The 19935-nt window shown below is 38.7% G+C and carries 16 protein-coding genes; 5 read left to right on the forward strand and 11 right to left on the reverse strand.

Annotated elements, in window-relative coordinates; translation table 11 throughout:
* Nucleotides 1-90 precede the first annotated feature (90 nt).
* From porW to uvrC, 3 genes are read left to right on the forward strand one after another with little or no spacing between them, the layout of a single operon-like run.
* Nucleotides 91-2640, forward strand: coding sequence for a type IX secretion system periplasmic lipoprotein PorW/SprE (porW, locus tag ABJF57_RS02485; RefSeq protein WP_462231573.1), 2550 nt, complete (start codon nt 91-93; stop codon nt 2638-2640).
* A complete protein-coding gene (locus ABJF57_RS02490; RefSeq protein ID WP_462231571.1) occupies nt 2637-4901 on the forward strand; it encodes a penicillin-binding protein 1A in 2265 nt (754 codons plus the stop codon). The genes porW and ABJF57_RS02490 overlap by 4 nt, the downstream gene beginning before the upstream one ends.
* The gene (gene uvrC / locus ABJF57_RS02495; RefSeq protein WP_462231569.1) at nt 4901-6700 is read left to right on the forward strand and encodes an excinuclease ABC subunit UvrC; all 1800 of its coding nucleotides are present in this window, start codon (nt 4901-4903) and stop codon (nt 6698-6700) included. Before ABJF57_RS02490 ends, uvrC begins: the two co-directional genes overlap by 1 nt.
* Before the next feature lie 31 nt (nt 6701-6731).
* Here the strand turns inward: uvrC and ABJF57_RS02500 are convergent, their stop codons facing one another.
* The 9 genes from ABJF57_RS02500 to ABJF57_RS02540 all read right to left on the reverse strand — a co-directional run bounded on the left by ABJF57_RS02500 (nt 6732) and on the right by ABJF57_RS02540 (nt 16504).
* The gene (locus ABJF57_RS02500) at nt 6732-7316 is read right to left on the reverse strand and encodes an FISUMP domain-containing protein (RefSeq protein ID WP_462231567.1); all 585 of its coding nucleotides are present in this window, start codon (nt 7314-7316) and stop codon (nt 6732-6734) included.
* 36 nt (nt 7317-7352) lie between these two features.
* The gene (gene porN, locus ABJF57_RS02505; RefSeq protein WP_462231565.1) at nt 7353-8210 is read right to left on the reverse strand and encodes a type IX secretion system ring subunit PorN/GldN; all 858 of its coding nucleotides are present in this window, start codon (nt 8208-8210) and stop codon (nt 7353-7355) included.
* A gap of 21 nt (nt 8211-8231) precedes the next feature.
* Nucleotides 8232-9863: a type IX secretion system motor protein PorM/GldM gene (gene porM, locus ABJF57_RS02510; RefSeq protein ID WP_462231563.1), complete on the reverse strand. Its 1632-nt coding sequence runs from the start codon at nt 9861-9863 to the stop codon at nt 8232-8234.
* A gap of 21 nt (nt 9864-9884) precedes the next feature.
* Complete coding sequence (gene porL, locus ABJF57_RS02515) at nt 9885-10697, reverse strand: type IX secretion system motor protein PorL/GldL (protein WP_462231561.1); 813 nt, start codon at nt 10695-10697, stop codon at nt 9885-9887.
* Nucleotides 10698-10740: 43 nt separating this feature from the next.
* A complete protein-coding gene (gene porK / locus ABJF57_RS02520) occupies nt 10741-11775 on the reverse strand; it encodes a T9SS ring complex lipoprotein PorK/GldK (RefSeq protein ID WP_462231559.1) in 1035 nt (344 codons plus the stop codon).
* 144 nt (nt 11776-11919) lie between these two features.
* Nucleotides 11920-12873, reverse strand: a complete 954-nt coding sequence (locus tag ABJF57_RS02525) for a PorP/SprF family type IX secretion system membrane protein (protein ID WP_462231557.1) — start codon at nt 12871-12873, stop codon at nt 11920-11922.
* A gap of 118 nt (nt 12874-12991) precedes the next feature.
* Nucleotides 12992-13786 carry a uroporphyrinogen-III synthase gene (locus tag ABJF57_RS02530; protein WP_462231555.1) on the reverse strand — a complete coding sequence of 265 codons (795 nt, stop codon included), beginning with the start codon at nt 13784-13786 and terminating at the stop codon, nt 12992-12994.
* Nucleotides 13787-13807: 21 nt separating this feature from the next.
* Nucleotides 13808-14890 carry a DUF4271 domain-containing protein gene (locus tag ABJF57_RS02535; RefSeq protein WP_462231553.1) on the reverse strand — a complete coding sequence of 361 codons (1083 nt, stop codon included), beginning with the start codon at nt 14888-14890 and terminating at the stop codon, nt 13808-13810.
* Nucleotides 14891-16504 carry a BamA/TamA family outer membrane protein gene (locus ABJF57_RS02540; protein ID WP_462231551.1) on the reverse strand — a complete coding sequence of 538 codons (1614 nt, stop codon included), beginning with the start codon at nt 16502-16504 and terminating at the stop codon, nt 14891-14893. It lies immediately after the preceding gene.
* A 26-nt stretch (nt 16505-16530) separates the two neighbouring features.
* Between ABJF57_RS02540 and hemW the strand changes: the two genes are divergently transcribed.
* Together hemW and ABJF57_RS02550 are read left to right on the forward strand one after the other, a co-directional pair.
* On the forward strand, nt 16531-17658 hold the full coding sequence (hemW, locus tag ABJF57_RS02545; protein WP_462231549.1) for a radical SAM family heme chaperone HemW: 1128 nt from the start codon (nt 16531-16533) through the stop codon (nt 17656-17658).
* Between the two features lie 87 nt (nt 17659-17745).
* Nucleotides 17746-18111, forward strand: coding sequence for a hypothetical protein (locus ABJF57_RS02550; protein WP_462231547.1), 366 nt, complete (start codon nt 17746-17748; stop codon nt 18109-18111).
* Here the strand turns inward: ABJF57_RS02550 and ABJF57_RS02555 are convergent.
* Both ABJF57_RS02555 and ABJF57_RS02560 read right to left on the reverse strand, forming a co-directional pair.
* Nucleotides 18108-18818 carry a LytR/AlgR family response regulator transcription factor gene (locus tag ABJF57_RS02555; protein ID WP_462231546.1) on the reverse strand — a complete coding sequence of 237 codons (711 nt, stop codon included), beginning with the start codon at nt 18816-18818 and terminating at the stop codon, nt 18108-18110. The two genes, ABJF57_RS02550 and ABJF57_RS02555, sit on opposite strands and share 4 nt — an antisense overlap.
* Nucleotides 18819-18839: 21 nt before the next feature.
* Nucleotides 18840-19886 carry a sensor histidine kinase gene (locus tag ABJF57_RS02560; protein ID WP_462231544.1) on the reverse strand — a complete coding sequence of 349 codons (1047 nt, stop codon included), beginning with the start codon at nt 19884-19886 and terminating at the stop codon, nt 18840-18842.
* Nucleotides 19887-19935: the final 49 nt, after the last annotated feature.

Here is a 19935-nt window from a genome sequence, read left to right on the forward strand (position 1 = left end):
AGCGGGCAAAGGTATGCAATCAGCTCATGTTTTATCTTTACACCAATTTGAAATTGAGAACGTTATTAATTGAACCAGGCTAAAACCATTTTGAAGAAAATAATTTCAATAAGTTTAATTGCATTTGTAGCGGGGTGTTCTCCTTACAAAAATAATCCATTGAGTGGTTCATTTCATGATCTTACAGCTCATTACAATGCATATTTCATTGCTAACGAACGTGTAAAGGAAATAGAGAAAGACATCTTTGAGAGCCAGCAATGGAATTATAACAAAGTTCTTCCTATATACGCCCAGTTCGATACTACTAAGTCTAATTCTTTGAAAACTCAGATAGAAGACTGCATCCAGAAAGCTTCAATTTCAATTCAAAGGCATCCAAATAGCAAATGGGAAGATGATAGCTACATATTGGTGGGGTTGGCAAGGCATTACGCTTCTGAATTTCCAGATGCAATTGAAACATTTAAGTACGTGAACACCCACAGCGAAAATGACAATGCAAGGCACTACGCACTCACAGAATTAATTAGAAGTTTTACTGAATTTAATGAGTATAAAAATGCCCTCGCTGTGACCGATTACTTGTTAAAAGAAAAATTAAATAAAGAAAACACGCGGCGGTTGCATCTCAATACAGCATACCTCTACCAAAAAAAGGGAGATAAAAGCAAGATGGTAGGAAATCTTGTGAAAGCAGAAGAACTATTAAGCTCTCACGACAAGGCTCGAATCAACTTCATCATAGGCCAAACCTATCATGAATTAGGTTTCGAGAGCGAAGCCTTTCGGTTTTACAAAAAGACGCTTAAAAACAGCCCGAGCTATGAACTTGAGTTCTACACAAAACTGTATATGGCTCAAGTGACGGAACTAGCCGACGCTAGTGACTTAAAAAAAATTCAAAAGTATTTCAAAAGCCTTCTTAGAGATCCTAAAAACGTTGAGTATCGAGACAAGATTTACTACGAGCTAGCCGGTTTTGAAATGAAAAATGGCAATATGAATAATGCCATTGACAATTATAAATTATCTGTGAAATACAGTGAAAATAATAACCGGCAGAAAGCCTATTCATATTTAAGCCTCGGCGAGATTTATTATGATTCTTTAAAAAACTTTGTTCTAGCTAAAAGTTACTATGATAGTACAGTAAGTGCTATGCCTCAAGACGAGGAAAACTTCGCGGCGATTAAAGAGCGGCAGGAAATCCTAGTCGATTTTGTAGAACAAATTGTAGTAATCCAACAAAACGATAGCCTTTTACATCTTTCCACGCTCTCAGAAGATTCGCTCTTATCGATGTTTACGGCAAAAATTGAAAAAGAACGAACCAAAGAAAAGGAGCGAAAGAAAAAGGAAAAGCAAGCTGCCATTAATCGAGCTAGAAATATTTCGCAAAGCAACGGGGAAAACTTGATCACCACAGCAGCTATTGGGTCTGTTTGGTATTTCGACAACCCAAATGCACTCAGTAAAGGTAGAAATGAGTTTATAAGAAAATGGGGGGATAGAGAGCGAGAGGATAATTGGAGACGCAAAAACAAAGCTGCGGTAAGCGTTAGTGGAGAAGAAGAGTTCCTAGCCACTGACGTTTCTGAATCTACAGGTGAAAACGCTGCAGAAGAATCTCCTGAAGATGAAGCTCGCAAAATCATGTCATCCATACCCGAAACAGATGAAGAGAAACAAATTCTTCTGACCGAAATAGAAGTTGCTTTATATAACCTGGGAAATATTTACAATCTGCGTCTCGAAGAAGACGCCAACGCTGCAGATTCTTTTGAAGAGTTATTGTCGAGGTTTCCAGATACTGAATACGAGGCTGAGGTTCTTTATCAACTCTACTTGCTATATCAGGATATAGACACTAACAAGTCGCAAGAAAAAGGCAACATATTAAAACGCAAGTACCCTGAAACAATTTATGCTAAGCTTGTTGATAACCCCAACTACAGAGAAGAAAGCTTTGCAATAAGCGAGCAACTTAAAAAATTATATAAAAGCTTATACGCTAAATATAAAGGAGGTTCTTATCAAGAAGTTCTAACAACCGCTGACAGTGTGCTAAGCATGCACTCTGACAATGAATTTAGCGACAACATTGCTCTCTTAAAAGTTCTTTCTGTGGGACAAACTGAGGAAGATCACAAATATCAATTTGAACTTGGGGAGTTTATGAAAAAATATCCGGAAAGTGAACTGAACCCATATGCTAATTCACTTCTGTTAGCATCAGAAAACTTCCAACAAAAAAGATACAATAGTGCGAAAGCCAGGTTTATTGAGGATTTTACACAAAAACATTTTTTCATCGTTGTCTACAATATTGACTCAGACATTGCGGATCAACTCACACCATTGGTAGACAATTACCTTTCAGATAAAAATCTATCCAACCTAAAGACTGGGAACCTCATTTTGAGCGATGAGAAATCCATGCTTCTGGTCAACGTTTTTCCAGGTAAAGGAACAGCTTCGAACTTTTTAAAGTCTTTTAATCAGGAGGTTGACCTAAAAGAGACATTTAAAGGTTCAAAATTTGATGTTTTTGTTATAACTGAAGATAATTTTGATATTTTGTATCGGACGAAGGATGTGTCTGCATACTTGACATTTTTTGAAAAGAATTATCAATGAAACAAAAGCTGTTTAAATACATTTTAAGAATCCTTTGGGCATCTTTTTTTTTAGGTGTCCTTGGTATTTCAATCATGTTTTTAATGGTCAGAAATGATGCATTTGGCTGGTTTGGCGGTTTACCAAGCTTGCAAGCATTGGAACGGCCTGATCCTGATTTATCCTCTGAATTGATCAGTGCAGATGGTGTTTCGCTCGGTAAATATTTCAGGAAAAATAGAACCCCAGTGACCTACGAGGAGCTTTCTCCTGAATTAGTAAATACCTTATTGGTTACTGAAGATATTCGATTCAAAGATCATTCGGGAATTGACTTAAAAGGTTTGGCCAGAGCTGTTTTTGGAAAACTAACGTTCTCATTTCAAGGGGGGGGAAGTACACTAACAATGCAACTTGCTGAAAATCTATACAGCACGAATGATAGCCGCAAAGGGTCACTTTATAAATATCCGTCAATTGGTCAACTCATAACTAAGATTAAGGAGTGGATTATTGCTGTTCAATTGGAACAATCATACACCAAGGAGGAAATCCTTGCCATGTATCTAAATACGATTGAATATGGAAGCAATTCTTACGGAATTAAAGTAGCTGCAAAAACTTTTTTCAATAAACTCCCCTCACAACTTGACTATCAAGAATCAGCCAGTCTTGTGGGCTCAATAAACAAGCCTACAGCATTTAATCCTGCTTTGAACCCAGAAAGAGCAAAAAGAAAACGAACAGAGGTGCTCTGGAATGTTCACAAATATGGACTTATAGAAAGATCTGTTTATGATTCATTGAACAATAAAGAACTTACCCTGAACTACCTTGTGGAAAGTCAGAATGAGGGTCTAGCTACCTATTTCAGAACGGTCGCCAAAAATTACCTGATGAGATGGGCCAATGAAAACAACTACGATCTATTTGAGGATGGGCTGAAAATATACACTACGATTGACAGCAGAATGCAGCAGTATGCCGAAGAAGCCGTGTCAGAAAGCATGGATACACTTCAGCAGATATTTACTGAGCACTGGCAAGGTGAAAATCCTTGGATTGATGATGAAAATAATGAGATTCCTGAATTTCTAGAGTTTGCGGTCAAAAGAACAAAGGCGTATAGAAATCTTAGCACAAGATATGCTGATGAGCCTGATTCCATAGAATTTTATTTGAATCTAAAGAAACCTATGAAGGTTTTCTCTTGGGAAGGGGAAATAGATACAACCTTCAGCTCCTACGATTCATTAAATTACTACAAGCGCTTTCTTCAAGGAGGTTTCATGTCAATGGATCCTCGAACTGGATACATTAAGGCATGGGTTGGTGGCATCAACCATAAGTATTTCAAATTTGATCATGTCAAACAAGGGAAAAGGCAGCCTGGATCAATATTTAAACCCATTGTTTATGCCAAGGCAATACAAAACAACTACTCCCCTTGTCAAACTTATGTTGACGCACCTGTTACCATCCCACTGCCTGGACAAGATCCCCCCTATTGGAAACCAGACAATGCCGAAAACTCCTGGAGCGGCGAGGTAATGACTATCAGAGAAGCAATGTCCAAATCAGTCAACTCAATTACTGCTCATTTGATGCACGAAATAGGTCCGCAAAACGTAATAGAGCTTGCCAGAAATCTAGGCATAGAAGGTGATTTACCTCCAGTATACTCTCTCGCACTAGGTGTCGCCGATGTGTCCTTGTACGAAATGCTGGGAGCATTTTCAACATTTGTAAATAAAGGAACCTATATAAAACCATTCTTCATTTCAAGAATTGAAGACAAAAACGGCAATGTCATTCAACAGTTTATCCCTAAAGAACGTGAAGTGCTCAATGAAGAAACTGCTTACTTGATGCTACATATGCTAAAAGGTACTGTAGAGTTAGGGACTGGAAGATCCCTGGATTATTCCCTAAAGGTAGACAATGAAATAGGTGCCAAAACTGGTACAACTCAAAATGCTTCAGACGGTTGGTTTATTGGGATCACGAAAGATTTAGTATCGGGTGCTTGGGTTGGAGGAGATGACAGAAGCATACGTTTTAAGTATTGGGCCATGGGTCAAGGTGGTCGTACCGCTCTTCCTATTTGGGAAAAGTACATGTTGAAAGTATATGCTGATGAAACACTAGGCTACCAAAAAGGATATTTTGAAAAACCGACAAAACCGTTGAGAACGGTCATAGACTGTGAGCTTTATGAAGAGAACTCAAATCCATCAGACACTGTTGAATATGATGTGGTAGATGAAGATGACTTCATGTAATGCAATTTCAGAGATTTTCTAGAGAAGAGTATCTTAAGTTACCTGAGAAGCCAGGAATCTATAAGTTTTTAGATGGTACGGATAAAATCATCTATGTTGGCAAAGCCAAGAGTCTTAAGAAAAGAGTCAGCAGCTACTTCACAAAGACTAATTTAGATAATCGCAAAACGTATCGTCTTGTATCGGAGATTCGTCAAATCGAATTTGTAATCGTATCCTCTGAATTTGATGCGCTTCTACTTGAAAACAATCTCATTAAGGAGAATCAACCACGCTATAATATATTGCTCAAGGACGATAAGAGCTTTCCGAGTATTTGCATTACAAATGAGCGTTTTCCCAGAATTTACTCCACCAGGAGAGTTGATCATTCCAAAGGAGAATATTTTGGACCCTACACGAGTGTAAAGGCTATGAATGGTGTGCTCGATTTAATACGCAAACTGCATAAAATCCGAACATGCAAATTCAATCTTTCCGAAGAAAACATAAAGAAAAAGAAGTTTAAGGTATGTTTAGAATATCACATTGGTAATTGTCTTGGCCCGTGCGAGGGCTTGCAAAGCGAGCAAGATTACCAAAAAGATATAGATGAAGCTCATAAAATCTTAAAGGGTAAACTTGGGGTTGTGAGTAGGTCATATAGAGAAAAAATGCAAAAGGCTGCAGAGGCGCTCCAATATGAAATTGCTCAGTCATACAAAGAAAGACTTGAGCGACTAGAAATGTTCCAATCGCGCTCGCTGATAGTAAATCAGAAAATCACGAACACCGATGTTTTCACAATGACTCTATCTGAAAATGAAAAGTCCATTTTCATTAATTATATGAGAATAGAAAATGGAGCAATTATTAATTCAGAAACGCTGGAGGTTCAGAAAAAAATTGAAGAGGACAATAGCGAGGTATTCAGGTTTGCAATTTTTGACTTAAGGAAAAAGTACGGAAGTAGTAATCCATTCATCCTTACAAATGAAGAAATAGAACCTTGGGAAAACGTTGAGATTATTACCCCAAAAATTGGAGATAAGAAAAAACTAATAGAGTTATCCTACAGAAATGCCCTATACTTTAAGAAAGAAAAATTTTCGCATAAGAGTGTTAAACCTAATGAAAGCATTCTAAAAAAGCTTCAAGAAGACTTAAAACTCACAGATTTACCAGAGCATATCGAATGTTTTGATAACTCTAATATTCAGGGTACAAATCCAGTGGCATCTATGGTCTGCTTTAAGAATGGCAAGCCATCCAAATCAAATTATCGTAAATTCAATATAAAGACAGTAGTTGGGCCGGATGATTTTGCCTCTATGAAAGAGGTAGTCGGTAGGCGCTACGCTCACTTAAAAAAAGAAAAGCTACCATACCCCCATCTCATTGTAATAGACGGTGGCAAAGGTCAACTGAGTTCAGCGTGTGAAGCATTAAAGGAGTTAGACATTTATGGGAAAATCCCGATCATTGGGATTGCCAAAAGATTAGAAGAGATCTATTTTCCTGGAGATAACATACCGATCTATATAAGTAAGAAATCACCTTCTCTTAAGCTTATTCAACAATTGAGAGATGAAGCGCACAGATTTGCCATTACATTCCACAGACAAAAAAGAAGCAAAGCATCCATCGAATCTGGTTTGGATAACATCAATGGAATAGGGGAAAATACACGAGAAAAGCTTATGAGAGAATTCGGGAGTATTAAGCGGCTCAAAGAATCGTCAGATAAAGACCTCATCAATTTAGTTGGTCAATCCAAAGCAGAAAGAATAATCGAGGCAATAAAAAAGGGAGACCTTTAAAGCCTCCCTCACTATTGTTTTTCAAAATATCTTAGTTGTCTTTCACACACCTACAGCTATTTCGGTGCCAATCACCGATTACGCTATGGTAAATTTCTTTAGACCCTTTCTGTATGGAAATCAATCCAGAAGTATTGTCAGACTTTTTCTCGGCATCCCAGTAGTTTCCACTGATTCCAATGTTCTTAAAAACTCTTCCAGGATCACCAAAACCACCCAATTCTAAATCTATGCCACTTTCACCACCTTTCTGCAACGCAATTCCAGCCTGATGTATTCCACCATAGGTTTGAAATAATAAATTCCACTCTGCAATGGTAGGTACGTGCCAACCGTCAGGGCATGCCTGCTCCGCAGCCTGAAATGTATAAAGACGTCCAAAAGCTTCGCAATAAGCATCTTCGTTCTTATAGCAAAAGGAATCTGGAACCTCATACGCTAAGTTTTGAGCCATCCAAGTTCTTTTCACAGAGACACCGCCTTCCAGCTCAATATCTATTGTGACAATTTTATACGTTTTTCCATCTCTAGGATCTTTCAACTCTCCATACTCCTGTGCAGATATTGTTAGGATAGCTGTAACAAATAACAAAGAGAGTAAATTTCTAATATTCATCGTACGGTGGATTAGGTTAGGTTTCAAATCTAATTATTAATATTCCCAAAGTTCTGATTCGTACTCCATCAAATCATATTCATATTTCTGTTGGATCACTATTACACTCATCGGATCAATTGCCGCTTGGTCCGCATACAATTGTCTAATGTCAAGGTCTTGTGGGTTCGAAATCTTAATAATGGGTGCATTGAACAATCGTAATTCAAAAGCATCACTCATATTCATGTGCTTTCCAGAATTATTTGCGTTATAATACTTAGCCCTATCTGCATATGGCCCTCTAAACAATTCGATAACATCATCATACCTAAAGTGAGCGACAACTCTTTCAAATCCTGCTTCATTGTATAGCGAACCAGCATCCCTTGGTAAGGCTATCGATAAAGAACGGATGTAGTTATACATTCTGGATCTGTTCCTATCAAAGATTACATCTTCTCTTATATAAAGGACTGAAAAAAGATCTTCAGGAATTGCCTCTTGCCTTGCCTGATCTCCATCTTCTGCAACTTCATCCGTGCTGGAATCATCTCCAAAAGAATCAAATCCTCCAGAATTAAATCCTCCACCCACAAACGGATTCTGATCTCTCTCAACCGATATATTGGACACGAAAATAATATCTGGCATGAAATTAATGCAAGAGTCAGATCTATATGGGGTAAGAAGTCCTTCGTCAACCGCTTCTATAAGCAGTCTAGAAATCTCACCGTTCAACGAAAAGAAAGGCCTATTTTGCTTTTCCCCCATATCCATGCGTCTCCACACTGTTTTCTTAAACATCACTTGAGTTTCATCAACTTCTGGCTTAACCAGAGGAGCTAACTCTTCTTGCGCGTAACCAAAGGAAACGGCAAGAGCAAAAACAACTACATAACCTATTTTTTTCATAACACTGTTTTTATAACAAGTTTATTTCAACGAGATGTTGATAAAGCGTTGGAACTTTTGGAAGTCCTCTGTTTGCTTTCTAAAGTTTTGTCTTTGAACCTTTTTAATCTCAATTACCAATTGATCTCCTTTTCTTCCATTCATGCCTCTAAGGTTAATCTTTTCAGCAGCTCTTATAGAGCCCCGTCCCAAACCGCCACTTACTAAGGTGATTTCAGCTTCAGCTACTCTAAACTTAGCGTCATTCGGAAGAAACTGAGCAAAGCTCTCATCCGGTATTGCTCTTAAAAATAATTCTGGAGTTCTTGACGAGATACCTTCTTTCTGGTTCACCTCTCCTGCACCTGTAAATACCTTAATAGTAGGAGCTGGAATGGCTCTAACACCAAACTCTCTCGATCCTATTACATTACCGTTTGATGATACTGTCAATGTGACTTTTTGCTGCCTAGGAACGACCGTAACTTGACCGGTCACAGATCCTTTAATGGCATCTCCACCTTTCGCGGAAAATGAAGGATTGTAAGCTGTTCCCAATGCAGGAACCTGCACATCCAATGCATTACCACAATTGAAATAAAGCGCATTTACCGATTGCGATTGAATTTGAATTACCGGTCTTACTACGTAATAATCAATCGTGTCCGTAAAAGTGGTGTCGGCTCCTCCTCCTTGAGGTACTGTAATCGAAGCAATGATTTGCTTTTTAGCATTTCCATTTTTATCGTACTTTCCTGGAGTTGCAGTAAATTCAACCTTACCTACACCACCAACAACTGGAGCACTTTCTCCATTGTACGTCATTTTCATTTTATCATTTAACCCAGAAGCAGATGCTGCGATGAACATATCCGCTTTGTATTTTGTACCAGCAGCTACGTATTGAGATTCCGGCATTACAACAGGTCTGATATCATCAAATGTTAAATCTTTCAATCCAACTCTCTTGACCAAAAAGTCTAATGCTGAAGTTTCAAAAGAAAGTACATTCGCTTGAAATTCACTTACGGTAGCCAGTCCAGCATGAGTGGGAGAGTTTTCAAAAGCAAGTTGCGACCATTTTTTACCTTTCTGATTTTCATCTTTTTGATAAATGGGGTCTTCTTCAGCATCCAAAGCGATCTTATGGTATTGCTTTACTCCAGATTCGTCTGCTCCGTTTTTCTTTAAGAGCTCCTGAATATAATTAGCATATCCATTAAGTAATTCTTTCATTCTAGCTCCATTTCCATCTCCACCTTCTTCAACTGGCATCATGTAATTACCAACCTTATCATAATCAGTCTTGCCGTTGATAAACCTTCTATCACCATCATGGCCTTCCATATAGTCTCCAGTGATCTTAACGAAAGTCTCTTTATACTCCTCCATCTCCTCCATGATCCTTTGGGTTTCAGCTCGCAAAGCTTCTGCATCTGAAACAACTTTCAAGTCATCAGCTCTGTCACCCTTCTCTTTTGCAGCAGATTTCATACCCGTAATGGTCCGACTATTTCTTGACGATGTTTCAGCATTTGCACGCTCCAAACTTTCATTGATAAAGGCGAATTTGTCCAAGACTGTGGAGCTAACATTCAATGCTAACAATGCAGTCAGCACCAAATACATCATCCCGATCATTTTCTGCCGTGGGGTTTCTTTTCCTCCTGCCATAATTTAATTCGTTTTAGGGGTTTATTGTTGATTACCTCTCATTGCGGTAAGCATATTACCGTATACTTTATTAAGAGCAGAAATGTTCGAAGTAAGCTTGTTAAGCTCAGCTTGAAATGCAGAAGTTTCTTTTCCTGCTTCAGCCATGCTTTCAAGTGCACCACTCACATTGGAATAAAATTTATTTAATGCTTTTGTATGACTCTGAGCATCTTTCAACTCCATTTCATATACTGCATTCAAAGCACCTAAACTCTTGGTTACATTTTGAACCTGGCTATGGTACTCCTTAGTATCTTTTGTAGCGTCAGCCATTCCAGACATTGCTTGCATTGCTGAAGCGTAAGATTTATTCATCTCTGTAAGCGAGTTGGAAGCTGACTTTACATTTTTCGCATAGTCATTGGTAGCAGACGCCGCATCACTAAGGTTAGCCATGTTTTTTGCAGAGGAAGCCATGCTTCTCATTCCGTCACCAAGACTTTTGATAAGCTCAGGTCCAACTTTTGCATCCGCAAGCATTTTATCCATTTGAGCAGAAGCTCCAGTGGCTTGTGGAACAGCTTTTCTTGGAGCTGCTGCAGGGCCATCATAATCATCTGCAAGTTCTGGATACACTTTAGCCCAATCAGGCTCTGCGTGCTTTGGTTCAAATGCACTTAAAAAGAAAATAACTGCTTCGGTGGTGAGACCAACCCCAAGCATAAGGGCTGCACCCGGCATGTGAAGAATCTTAAACATCGCTCCCACGATTACAACTGCAGCTCCTATTCCATAAATTTTTGGCATTATAGTGGAATAGAGTAGCTCCTGAAATCCGCCTTTTTTGCTCATTGTAATAATATTTAGGTTAGTAATTTATTCGTTATTGGTTTTATTAAAATTCGTATCCTGATGATCTACCAAGATAAGTCATAGCACATCTAAATCCTACAGAGGCTCTGGTGGTATCCTGATGTTCGTATGAACGAGTACCTGTTTCCAGATAATATGCAATATCCTTCCAAGATCCCCCTCTGATAACTTTAAAAGGAACGTTATCATCAAAATATGTTGGATTTAAATCCCATGTTAAAGGCATAGCTGAAGGATTGTATGCATCTTCACACCATTCAGCTACATTACCTGCCATGTCGTACAATCCGTACTCATTGGCAAAATATGTTGCTATTGGAGATGTGTAAGCATATCCATCATCAAAGTAATTTCCTCTACCAGGCTTGAAATTTGCCAGTAAGCAACCTTTAGCATTTCTTATGTATGGATTACCCCAAGGATATTTTGCCATATCTCTGCCTCCTCTAGACGCATATTCCCATTCAGCCTCTGATGGTAATCTGAAGTTTGGCATCACCGGCAGACCTACACTTGATCGATAATCGTTCAAGTATTGAGTTCTCCATTCTGTGAAATATTTAGCCGCATTCCAATCAACACCCACTACTGGATAATCATCAAATGCAGGATGCGACCAATAATATACGACCAATGGATCTCCCATGTGATGTGTATAGTCTCTGGTCCACACCGTAGTATCAGGCATTAGGTCAGCAATGGAATAGCCTGTTGGCAAATCAATTTCTGAACTCTCCTGAAGGTTTTGTGTAAACTGTCGGTATTCATTGTTGGTGATTTCTGTATCATCCATAAAGAACGCACCGATGGTAACCTGTTTATTAAAATTTATCTGAGTAGCGGCCACATCTTCATCCGCCTGCCCCATATGGAAGGTACCGGATGGAACTGAAACCATTCCGTATGGTCTGGTCATTTCCCAGCCCAGACGATCTTGAGCTCCTATTAGCTCACCTTTGTCTCCTTGATCTCCGCCAAATAGACCACAACCCGAAAGAATTATGGCACAGCAAAGAACAGTACAATTTGAGATTGTAAAAACACGCATTTTATTCATAACACCTTTATTGAACATGCAAGTATGTAAAATAAACAAACTTTAACAAGAATTATTGCACGATATTCTGCCTAAATATATAATCATAAATCGATTTAGGACAAGTTTCGCTTCATTTTTGGATGAAGACGTTTACTTATCTGACTAAAAAGTGAATCTCGGGGTTTTCACAGCTTTACGTCCACCGAACACCAAGTCGGGTAAATCGTAGCGAATAAAAACCTCGTGAGAGGTCGGCTGTTTAGCTTCTCTATCCTTAATCACATAATCAAACGAATAACCTGCCTTTAACTTGTTCTCTTCTAAAAAAGAATATCCAAGTAATAGACTTAAAGACTCTGCTCTTCGAAAAGCAAGGCCACCCCACATTCGTTCTTGATACACCAAAATAGCACTTAAATCGAATGTGTAAGTGTTTAAATCAGAACGTATCATTATTGTAGGATTTAAAACTAAATCTCTAACCAAGCCGAGTGAGGTTCCTCCCATTAGTATATAATTTATTGGGACTTTGTTACTTGCGAGTGTTCCAAAGTCAAAACTCGGTTGCAAAATATTTTCAACGGAGGCTCCTATGAAATAGTCTTTCCTGGATTGATAATATATGCCTGCATGAAGGTTGGGCTTCAATTGAGATTCACTTCCATCTGGAATAAAATCATCACCTTGATCTACAAATCGATAGTTGGTATTTATTGAAGCTGTATTAATAGCTGGCATTAATCCGATGGAAATATCTCCAAAACCAAATTGCTTTTTAGCAGAAATAGCAATACGCGCTTGAACTGAATTTAATGGTCCGGTCTTATCGTTGGAAATAGACATACCGAAACCTGAGAAAGTAGACTTTACTGGGACTACTAATGAAATCAGCTGGGTAGTAGGCGCTCCACCAGGATCTAGTGTCGCATTGTATCCAGCCCACTGACTCCTATGATGTGCTGCAGCAAATGCTTGATTTTCTGTTCCTACCCATGCTGGATTGTAATATGATGGATTGAACATATAATGATTAAAAAAGAAATCATTCTGAGCACATCCAACATAGGAAGCGAAAAACATGAGCGCAAATGAAGCAACCTTAACGCTACATTTCATATATCTAGTCTTATTTAATAAGAATTATCAAAACAGCACATCTAAAATCACTTAAGATGACAAGTCATGCTTATTTCACATTGTAAGTATAACCCTTACAAATTATATACCCTTATTTCTAAGAAATGTTATTCGCTTCTTTAATATAAACCTCCAAGGCTCCAGTCATTGATGGTGCGTTGGGAAGAGGCGCCTGAATATCTAAGATGAAACTTGCATCCCTCACTGCTTTTGAAGTAGTTGGTCCAAAAGCTGCAATTCGAGTTTTGTTTTGCTTGAATTCCGGGAAATTCTGAAGTAGCGACTCTATTCCCGAAGGACTGAAAAACGCAATGATATCATATGTGACATCATCCAAATCAGATAAATTAGCTGCTACTGTTCTGTAAATAGTAGCCTCTGACCATTCATACCCATTTTCATTGAGGAAGTCTGGAATGTGGTCTGTTCGAATATCCGAGCATGGGAAAATGAATTTTTCACTTTTGTGCTTCTTGATCACATTGAGCAAATCCTGAGCGGTTCGCTCGCCAGTGAAAATTTTTCTTTTTCTGATTACAATATATTTCTGAAGATAATTGGCTGTGGTTTCCGAGATACAGAAATACTTCATATCCGTTGGTATCTCAATCTTGTTTTCAGTAGCAAGTCTAAAGAAATGATCGACAGCATTTCTACTTGTGAAAATAACCGCTGAGTGATCTAGAATATTCACTTTCTGTTTTCTGAACTCCTTAATGTCTACAGGATCGATTTCAATAAATTTCCTAAAGTCTATTTTCAAATTGTACTTTTCTGCCAATTTGTGATACGGGGAATTTGGATCGGAAGGTTCTGGTTGAGATACTAAAATACTCTTTACACTTTTCAAACGCTCTTTATCCGTTACTAAAAGATCTTCAGTCGCACTCATTTAAGTCTCTACTTTATGTGATTATTTTAAGAACCAACCCAGCAAAATAATGACAGGGATGATTTCTGTGGCACAAAGGTAGGAAATAATACTAAGTTTTTTACGAGGAGAATTATTAACAAATTTTAAAGTAAACCAGATAACAAACAGAATAAGCATTGATGGGAACAGCATCATGTAGCCAGATGGAATCCAAGTATTAGAGGAATCATTCATGATGAAGTCAAGAATTAGAAAAAGCAAAGCGGGTATGAGTAATACAAGGTTGAAGTTAAGGAAATCGAAAAGCTGCAAATTACTGAGATCGCGAAAGCGGAACAGGCCTGAGACCACTGAAACCACTAACCATTTAGCCAAGAAAAGTAAAAAAATGCCGATGGAGATTTGACCCCAATTAAGCAAAAATTCAATGAGAGAGTCAGGCACAGCAAATAATCCATATTCAAGAAGTGAATCCAAATACATACCAACAAAGGCAAGAGATAGTGCGTAAAAAACCAGCACATACATACTCGCTCCGTTGAAGAAACTCGTATTTACAAACTCGTAAGCGCTTGCTTTTAAAGTGAAGGATCTCTCCAGCAGATAAGACATGCGAGATGGGTAGGAAGAAACAATAATCCCAAACAGTGCAAGAAGCAACAGAAGAGCAATAATTGTAAACTCTTCGAGCTCCTTTCTTATTTTGCGGGATACCGGTACCTGATCTTTTATAACCTGTAGTTCTTTAAATAGTACCAGCTCACACCTTAAATCAGCCAACGAGTTTTCAGAACTAAAGGAAACAAAAATTGTGTCGGATTTAACGATGGTAAAAAATTCTTCAGGGTCGTAAAACTTACACTGATCAATAACATCCAATAGTTTTCCATTGACCCAAATAAATAGTTCTTCAGGTGAGCAAATCTTTATTGTTCCGTTGGGTCTTCCATTAATGAAAAATCCTGCTTGTGCTGTTTCTTCTAATGAAGTAACCGGGAATAACTCCCCTTTTCCATCCATCCCGACCATCACTTTTGTGAAGTCAGTGACAACAATTGTATCCTGCTGAGAAAACAAGCTGAAGAAGCAACTAAAACTAAGTATGAAAAAGAAACCCCTCATTTAAAATCTTGAGATATATCCAAAGTGTGCTTTCATTGCTGAAAAAGAAATATTCTGATCGGCTGAATTGCCTACCGCCAGCGCAAAACTAAATTGACCAGTTGAGGTAGCAAGGGCAAATCCCAAACCTACACCATAAGGTTGATCTGTTCGTAATTCTCTACTAAAAAATAAATGATCATAGAATACATAAGCATAACTTCTGTTTTCAAAGAAGGATCGAAATTCTACTCTACTCAACACATAACTTTTACCAAAGAATTGTTTTTCATTAAAACCCCTAAGCGAGTTTAACCCTCCAAGTCGATAGAGTTCATTGCTTAATAATTCCTCGCTTTGCAAAGTGCCCGCACGGATATGATGAAAAAAAGACTGCCTTTTCAGAATTTTTATTTGATAGGCAATGTCTGCTTCAAAGCGATAAAAATTTGTTTCTAGTCGGATCGAATCATAGTATGAATCAGGAAGACTAATATTTTCTTGAATCTTTTTTGTACCTCCAGATGAAGAGAACCTCCATATAATGTCATTTTTCAATTTTCCTAATGAAGAAAAGTGCCCTTTTGACAACTGAACGTTATAGGTTTTCCTTTTGAAATCCGCCAATCCAGTATTCGCAATAACAGACACATCACTTGATATCAGGGTTCCGTTGGTGGTTTCGAATTCAAAGGAAAGTTCAATTTTAGGAGCTACGTAAGTATTAAGCCCGACCGAAGTTCTTCTGGTTAAAAATGTAGTATCCTGCTTCAAGATGCCGAAGCTAAATGAGGGGGATAATTTAGAATTAAGAAAGAATGGGTGTTTATAGAAAATGTTGAGGCTTTGTGACTCTTCTGCAAATCTTTCCCAAGCGAATTTAAATTGCTTCCCAGAACGGAATAAATTTTGAACGTCAAGCTCCAATGCTCCAACAGCGGTCGTTTTTCCATTTTGGATTTGCTGCAAACCTATTACTCCTTGAAAAGTACTCGAGGCATGTTCTTTAATATCTAAATATGTTTTGGCTTTGTTATTCTTGAATGAAAGGTCTGTGGGTCTTTGAATGGTTAGAAAGGAGGATCTTTCAATTTTTTGTTCGATGGTTCGATAATCCCTTTCGCTAAACGGGTTGCCAGGCTCAATGTCCAGCAATTGATAAACATAAGATTCATTGGTTTTGAGCACAGTGAAGAAGTAGGCTGAATCATAGTTAATGCTTGGGCCTGGATCAATCACTAAGCTGCTTTTTAGAATTGAATTTTCGAGAATTCCTGAGTCTAACTTAATAGACGCGAAAGGATACCCCCCATTCACATATGACTTAAGTTGCCTAGTAAGGTATGAAGTGAGCTGACTTCCTTTAAAATTTTTTAATTCAGCTTTCCATTTTTCGCCTTTGTGCAGAAAAACAGACACTGCATTTGGAACTTGTTTGACCGAATCAACTCCTGAAAAAAAGAATCCGTTTTTTACCCAAGCAACTTGAAGTTTATTTACATGCTCCACAAGCTTCATAGAGTCACTTATCTGTAATTCATCAAATACTTTACCATCCACATATAATTGTGATTGAATCTGCGCTTTCGAATAAAGTGCAAGCACAAAAAACAATGGAATCAAGATTCTTTGCATCGGTCTTTGCAATTTAGCTTCAAATAATGGCAGGCATTTACATACATATTCCTTTTTGTCGGCAGGCATGTCACTATTGTGATTTCCACTTCAGCACCAATTTGAGCACACAAAACGAAATGGTGAAGGCCATAGTGAAAGAAATCGAAGACCGCAAGGACTATTTGAATGAAGAAGTAAATACCATTTACCTGGGCGGTGGCACTCCTTCCCTTCTTACGAGCGATCAGGTCGTTCATTTATTGAATACTGTTTTTGCAAACTATGATGTATGTAGCCATGCAGAGATTACGCTTGAGGCCAATCCGGAGGATCTCTCGCTAAATAAATCAAAAGAGCTGGCGGAAGCAGGCATCAATCGGCTGAGCATCGGAGTGCAAACATTTGACGAATCTAAGTTAGCGTGGATGAACCGTGCCCATGATGCAAATGATTCCTTTGGTGCTTTCGAAAAAGCAAGGCAAGCTGGATTCAAAAATATTTCTTTGGATCTCATTTATGCAATACCTGACCACAGTAGGGAACGGTGGGAGTCGGACTTGAAAGCAATTACAGATTTGCAGCCTGATCATATTTCGTTCTACGGCTTAACGATTGAAGAGCAAACTGTTTTTGGAAGATGGGAGCAACAAAACAGGCTCGTACAGGTACCCGAGGATGAAGCTGCCAAGCAATATCTGTTTGCGATTGAATACTTGGAAGATCGGGGGTATCAACAATATGAAGTTTCCAACTTCGGCAAAGATGGATTTCATTCGAGACACAATCATGGGTATTGGTCTGGCATCTGGTATCTAGGAGTTGGTCCAGGCGCACATTCTTTTGATGGAGAATCTCGCAGGTTTAATGTTCGAAACAATCCGAATTACATCAAGGCAATCAAAGAGGGCTTACCTTTTTATGAGACGGAATTATTGTCCAGGATTCAAAGAATAAACGAGCAAATACTTACCCAACTTCGAACTGTAAAAGGCCTTAATCTTAGCATGTTGCAAAAGGACATGGATGTAGACTTCCAGGAGTTGCATGCGGATTTCATTGACGAGATAAGCCATCAAGAATTAATTGAAATAGCGGATGGTTTTTTAAGGTTAAAGTCGAAAGGTTTCTTGGTTGCTGATGAAATTGCGGTAAGACTCTTTTTTTCTGAATAAGTGCCAAAACACTGATCTGCAAAAAAAACAATTCAACTTGACTTCCTTCTAGGGATAATGCCGGTTAAGCGGTACTTTTGTATACGCATGGATGCTACTACTAAAAAAGCACTTCTCTTACTAAAATCGCTCATCTTTCACTATCATGGTCTGGATGATGATGAAAAGGAAATGCTGCAACAAACCGCCTCAAGAATTCAGGCAAAGGAAGAGATGGAATGGGCAAACAGGTTCATTTCTGAAGACTATCTTTCTGCTTTTGAACGATCAAGGGAATTTCTATCTAAGATTTTCACAAAGATGCCTACACCTGATCGCATCAAGCACCTGATGGAGGTTTGGGAAGAAACTCATAAAAAAGGCTACGTGACTGAGATGGAGACCACCGCTATTCTCACGCTATCCAAAGACTGGCATGTAGAGAAGGAATTTCTGGAAGAGGTGAAAGTTTAAAGACTCATCATTTCTCTAAAACGCGCCGACTGCCTCCGACTTACTTCGATTTTTTCCCCTCCTTTTAGCTGAACAAGCAAGCCTCCATTGAACCAGGTATCGATCGATTCTACCCAGCCTAAATTAATGATGTGCTTTCTGCTAGCACGGAAGAAATGACGATCGTCCAGGCGCTCATCTAGTGCATTTAGCGACTTATGAATCATCGGTTTGAACTTGTCAAAATAGACTTTGATGTAGTTTCCGTCAGATTCGAAAAGGCGCACATCTTCCAGCTTGACAAACCAACATTTATCTCCATCTTTTACGAAGACCTGATCCTTGCTACTCAGTTTTTGATCTTTTGCAGGCTTCTTTGAAGCTTTGATTGAAACTTTGTTGAGGCTTTCTGAAAGTCGCTCTGGTTGGATGGGCTTCAGTAGATAATCGAGGGCGTTGTATTCGAATGCTTTAAGCGCAAATTCATCGTAGGCCGTTGTGAAGATTACCTGAGGCACGCGCTCCATTCCTTCCAGCATCTCAAATCCAGTTTTACCTGGCATTTGGATATCCAGAAACACAACATCAGGATCATGTTTTTCGATCTTTTCTACTGCTTCATCCGGATTAGCAGCTTCATCGACTATTTCTATTTCTGGGTGATTGGCTAAAAGAGACATTAGTTCTTTTCGTGCTAATCGCTCATCATCTACTATTATAGCTTTCATCGGTTTTCGTTTGCTTATTTTTTATTCGTCCAGCTCTATCTTAGATCCAACCTTTATGGGGAGGATTATCGAAGTAAGAACTGTACTTTTATCTTCATTCTTAATTTCAAATTTGGCCAAATCTCCAAAAATCAACCTCAATCGTTTTTGAGTATTCGCCAAACCAAATCCATCCGTCACATCTCTGTCTTTCGATAACTGACCCGTATTACGGATTTGCAGATGCAGTTGTTTTCTACGAACTGTGGTAGTGATACTAATCTCACCTCCGTGCTTCAAGTTAGATATACCATGTTTAATTCCATTCTCTACTAATGTTTGAAGCATCAAGGGGGGAATGTGGAACTTTCCTGAGTTATCATCAATGGCGAAACTTGTCGTTAATCGCTCTTCATACCTGATGGATTCGAGTGCTAGATAATCCATCACTGTTTTCAGTTCTTCCATGAATGGAATGAGCTTTTTTCGGTCGCTGATTAAAGAATTTCTAAGGATATGCGAAAGCTGGGTAATCGCTTCTTTTGATTTTCTTGGATTTTCGTCTACCAAGGCTCGAATGCTGTTGAGGGCGTTAAAAATAAAGTGTGGGTTAAGTTGAGCCTTGAGATTGCTGAGCTCCACTTCGCGTGCTGCTGTTTCTGCTTTAAGGGACTTGTTGTATCGCTGCACGTAGTGAAAGGCAAAATAAAACAGGCACCAGATAAAATAGATCACCCAGTAGATCACAGTATTGATCATTGCTGTGAATAACATGAGATCAGTACTTGATACCGTATTGGTAAAGAAATCGATTATCAAAAGGTAGACATAGTTCAGCCCACTCAAGGCCAACGTTGCAAGCAGCAACCTAGGAATTAGATAAGGCAGTCGGAGGTTGAGCCATTCTAACTTTACAACGAGCCCACGCAGCAAGTGAGTAGTAGCTATGAAGTAAATGACCTGATAAAGAATGCCGATGGCTTGAATAAAATCAAACCGCTCTGCCATCGCATAAAAAAATATTTGAATGAAGCCGTAAAAGCCCCATCCCAACATTTGACATAGCCAGTATATCCTTGCCTTGGTCATAAGTAGCTAAATCTACACAAGCTGGCTTGAAAATAATGGTAGAATTTCA

The organism is Ekhidna sp. (assembly GCF_039940915.1).
In the GTDB taxonomy this organism is placed as follows: Bacteria; Bacteroidota; Bacteroidia; order Cytophagales; family Cyclobacteriaceae; genus Ekhidna.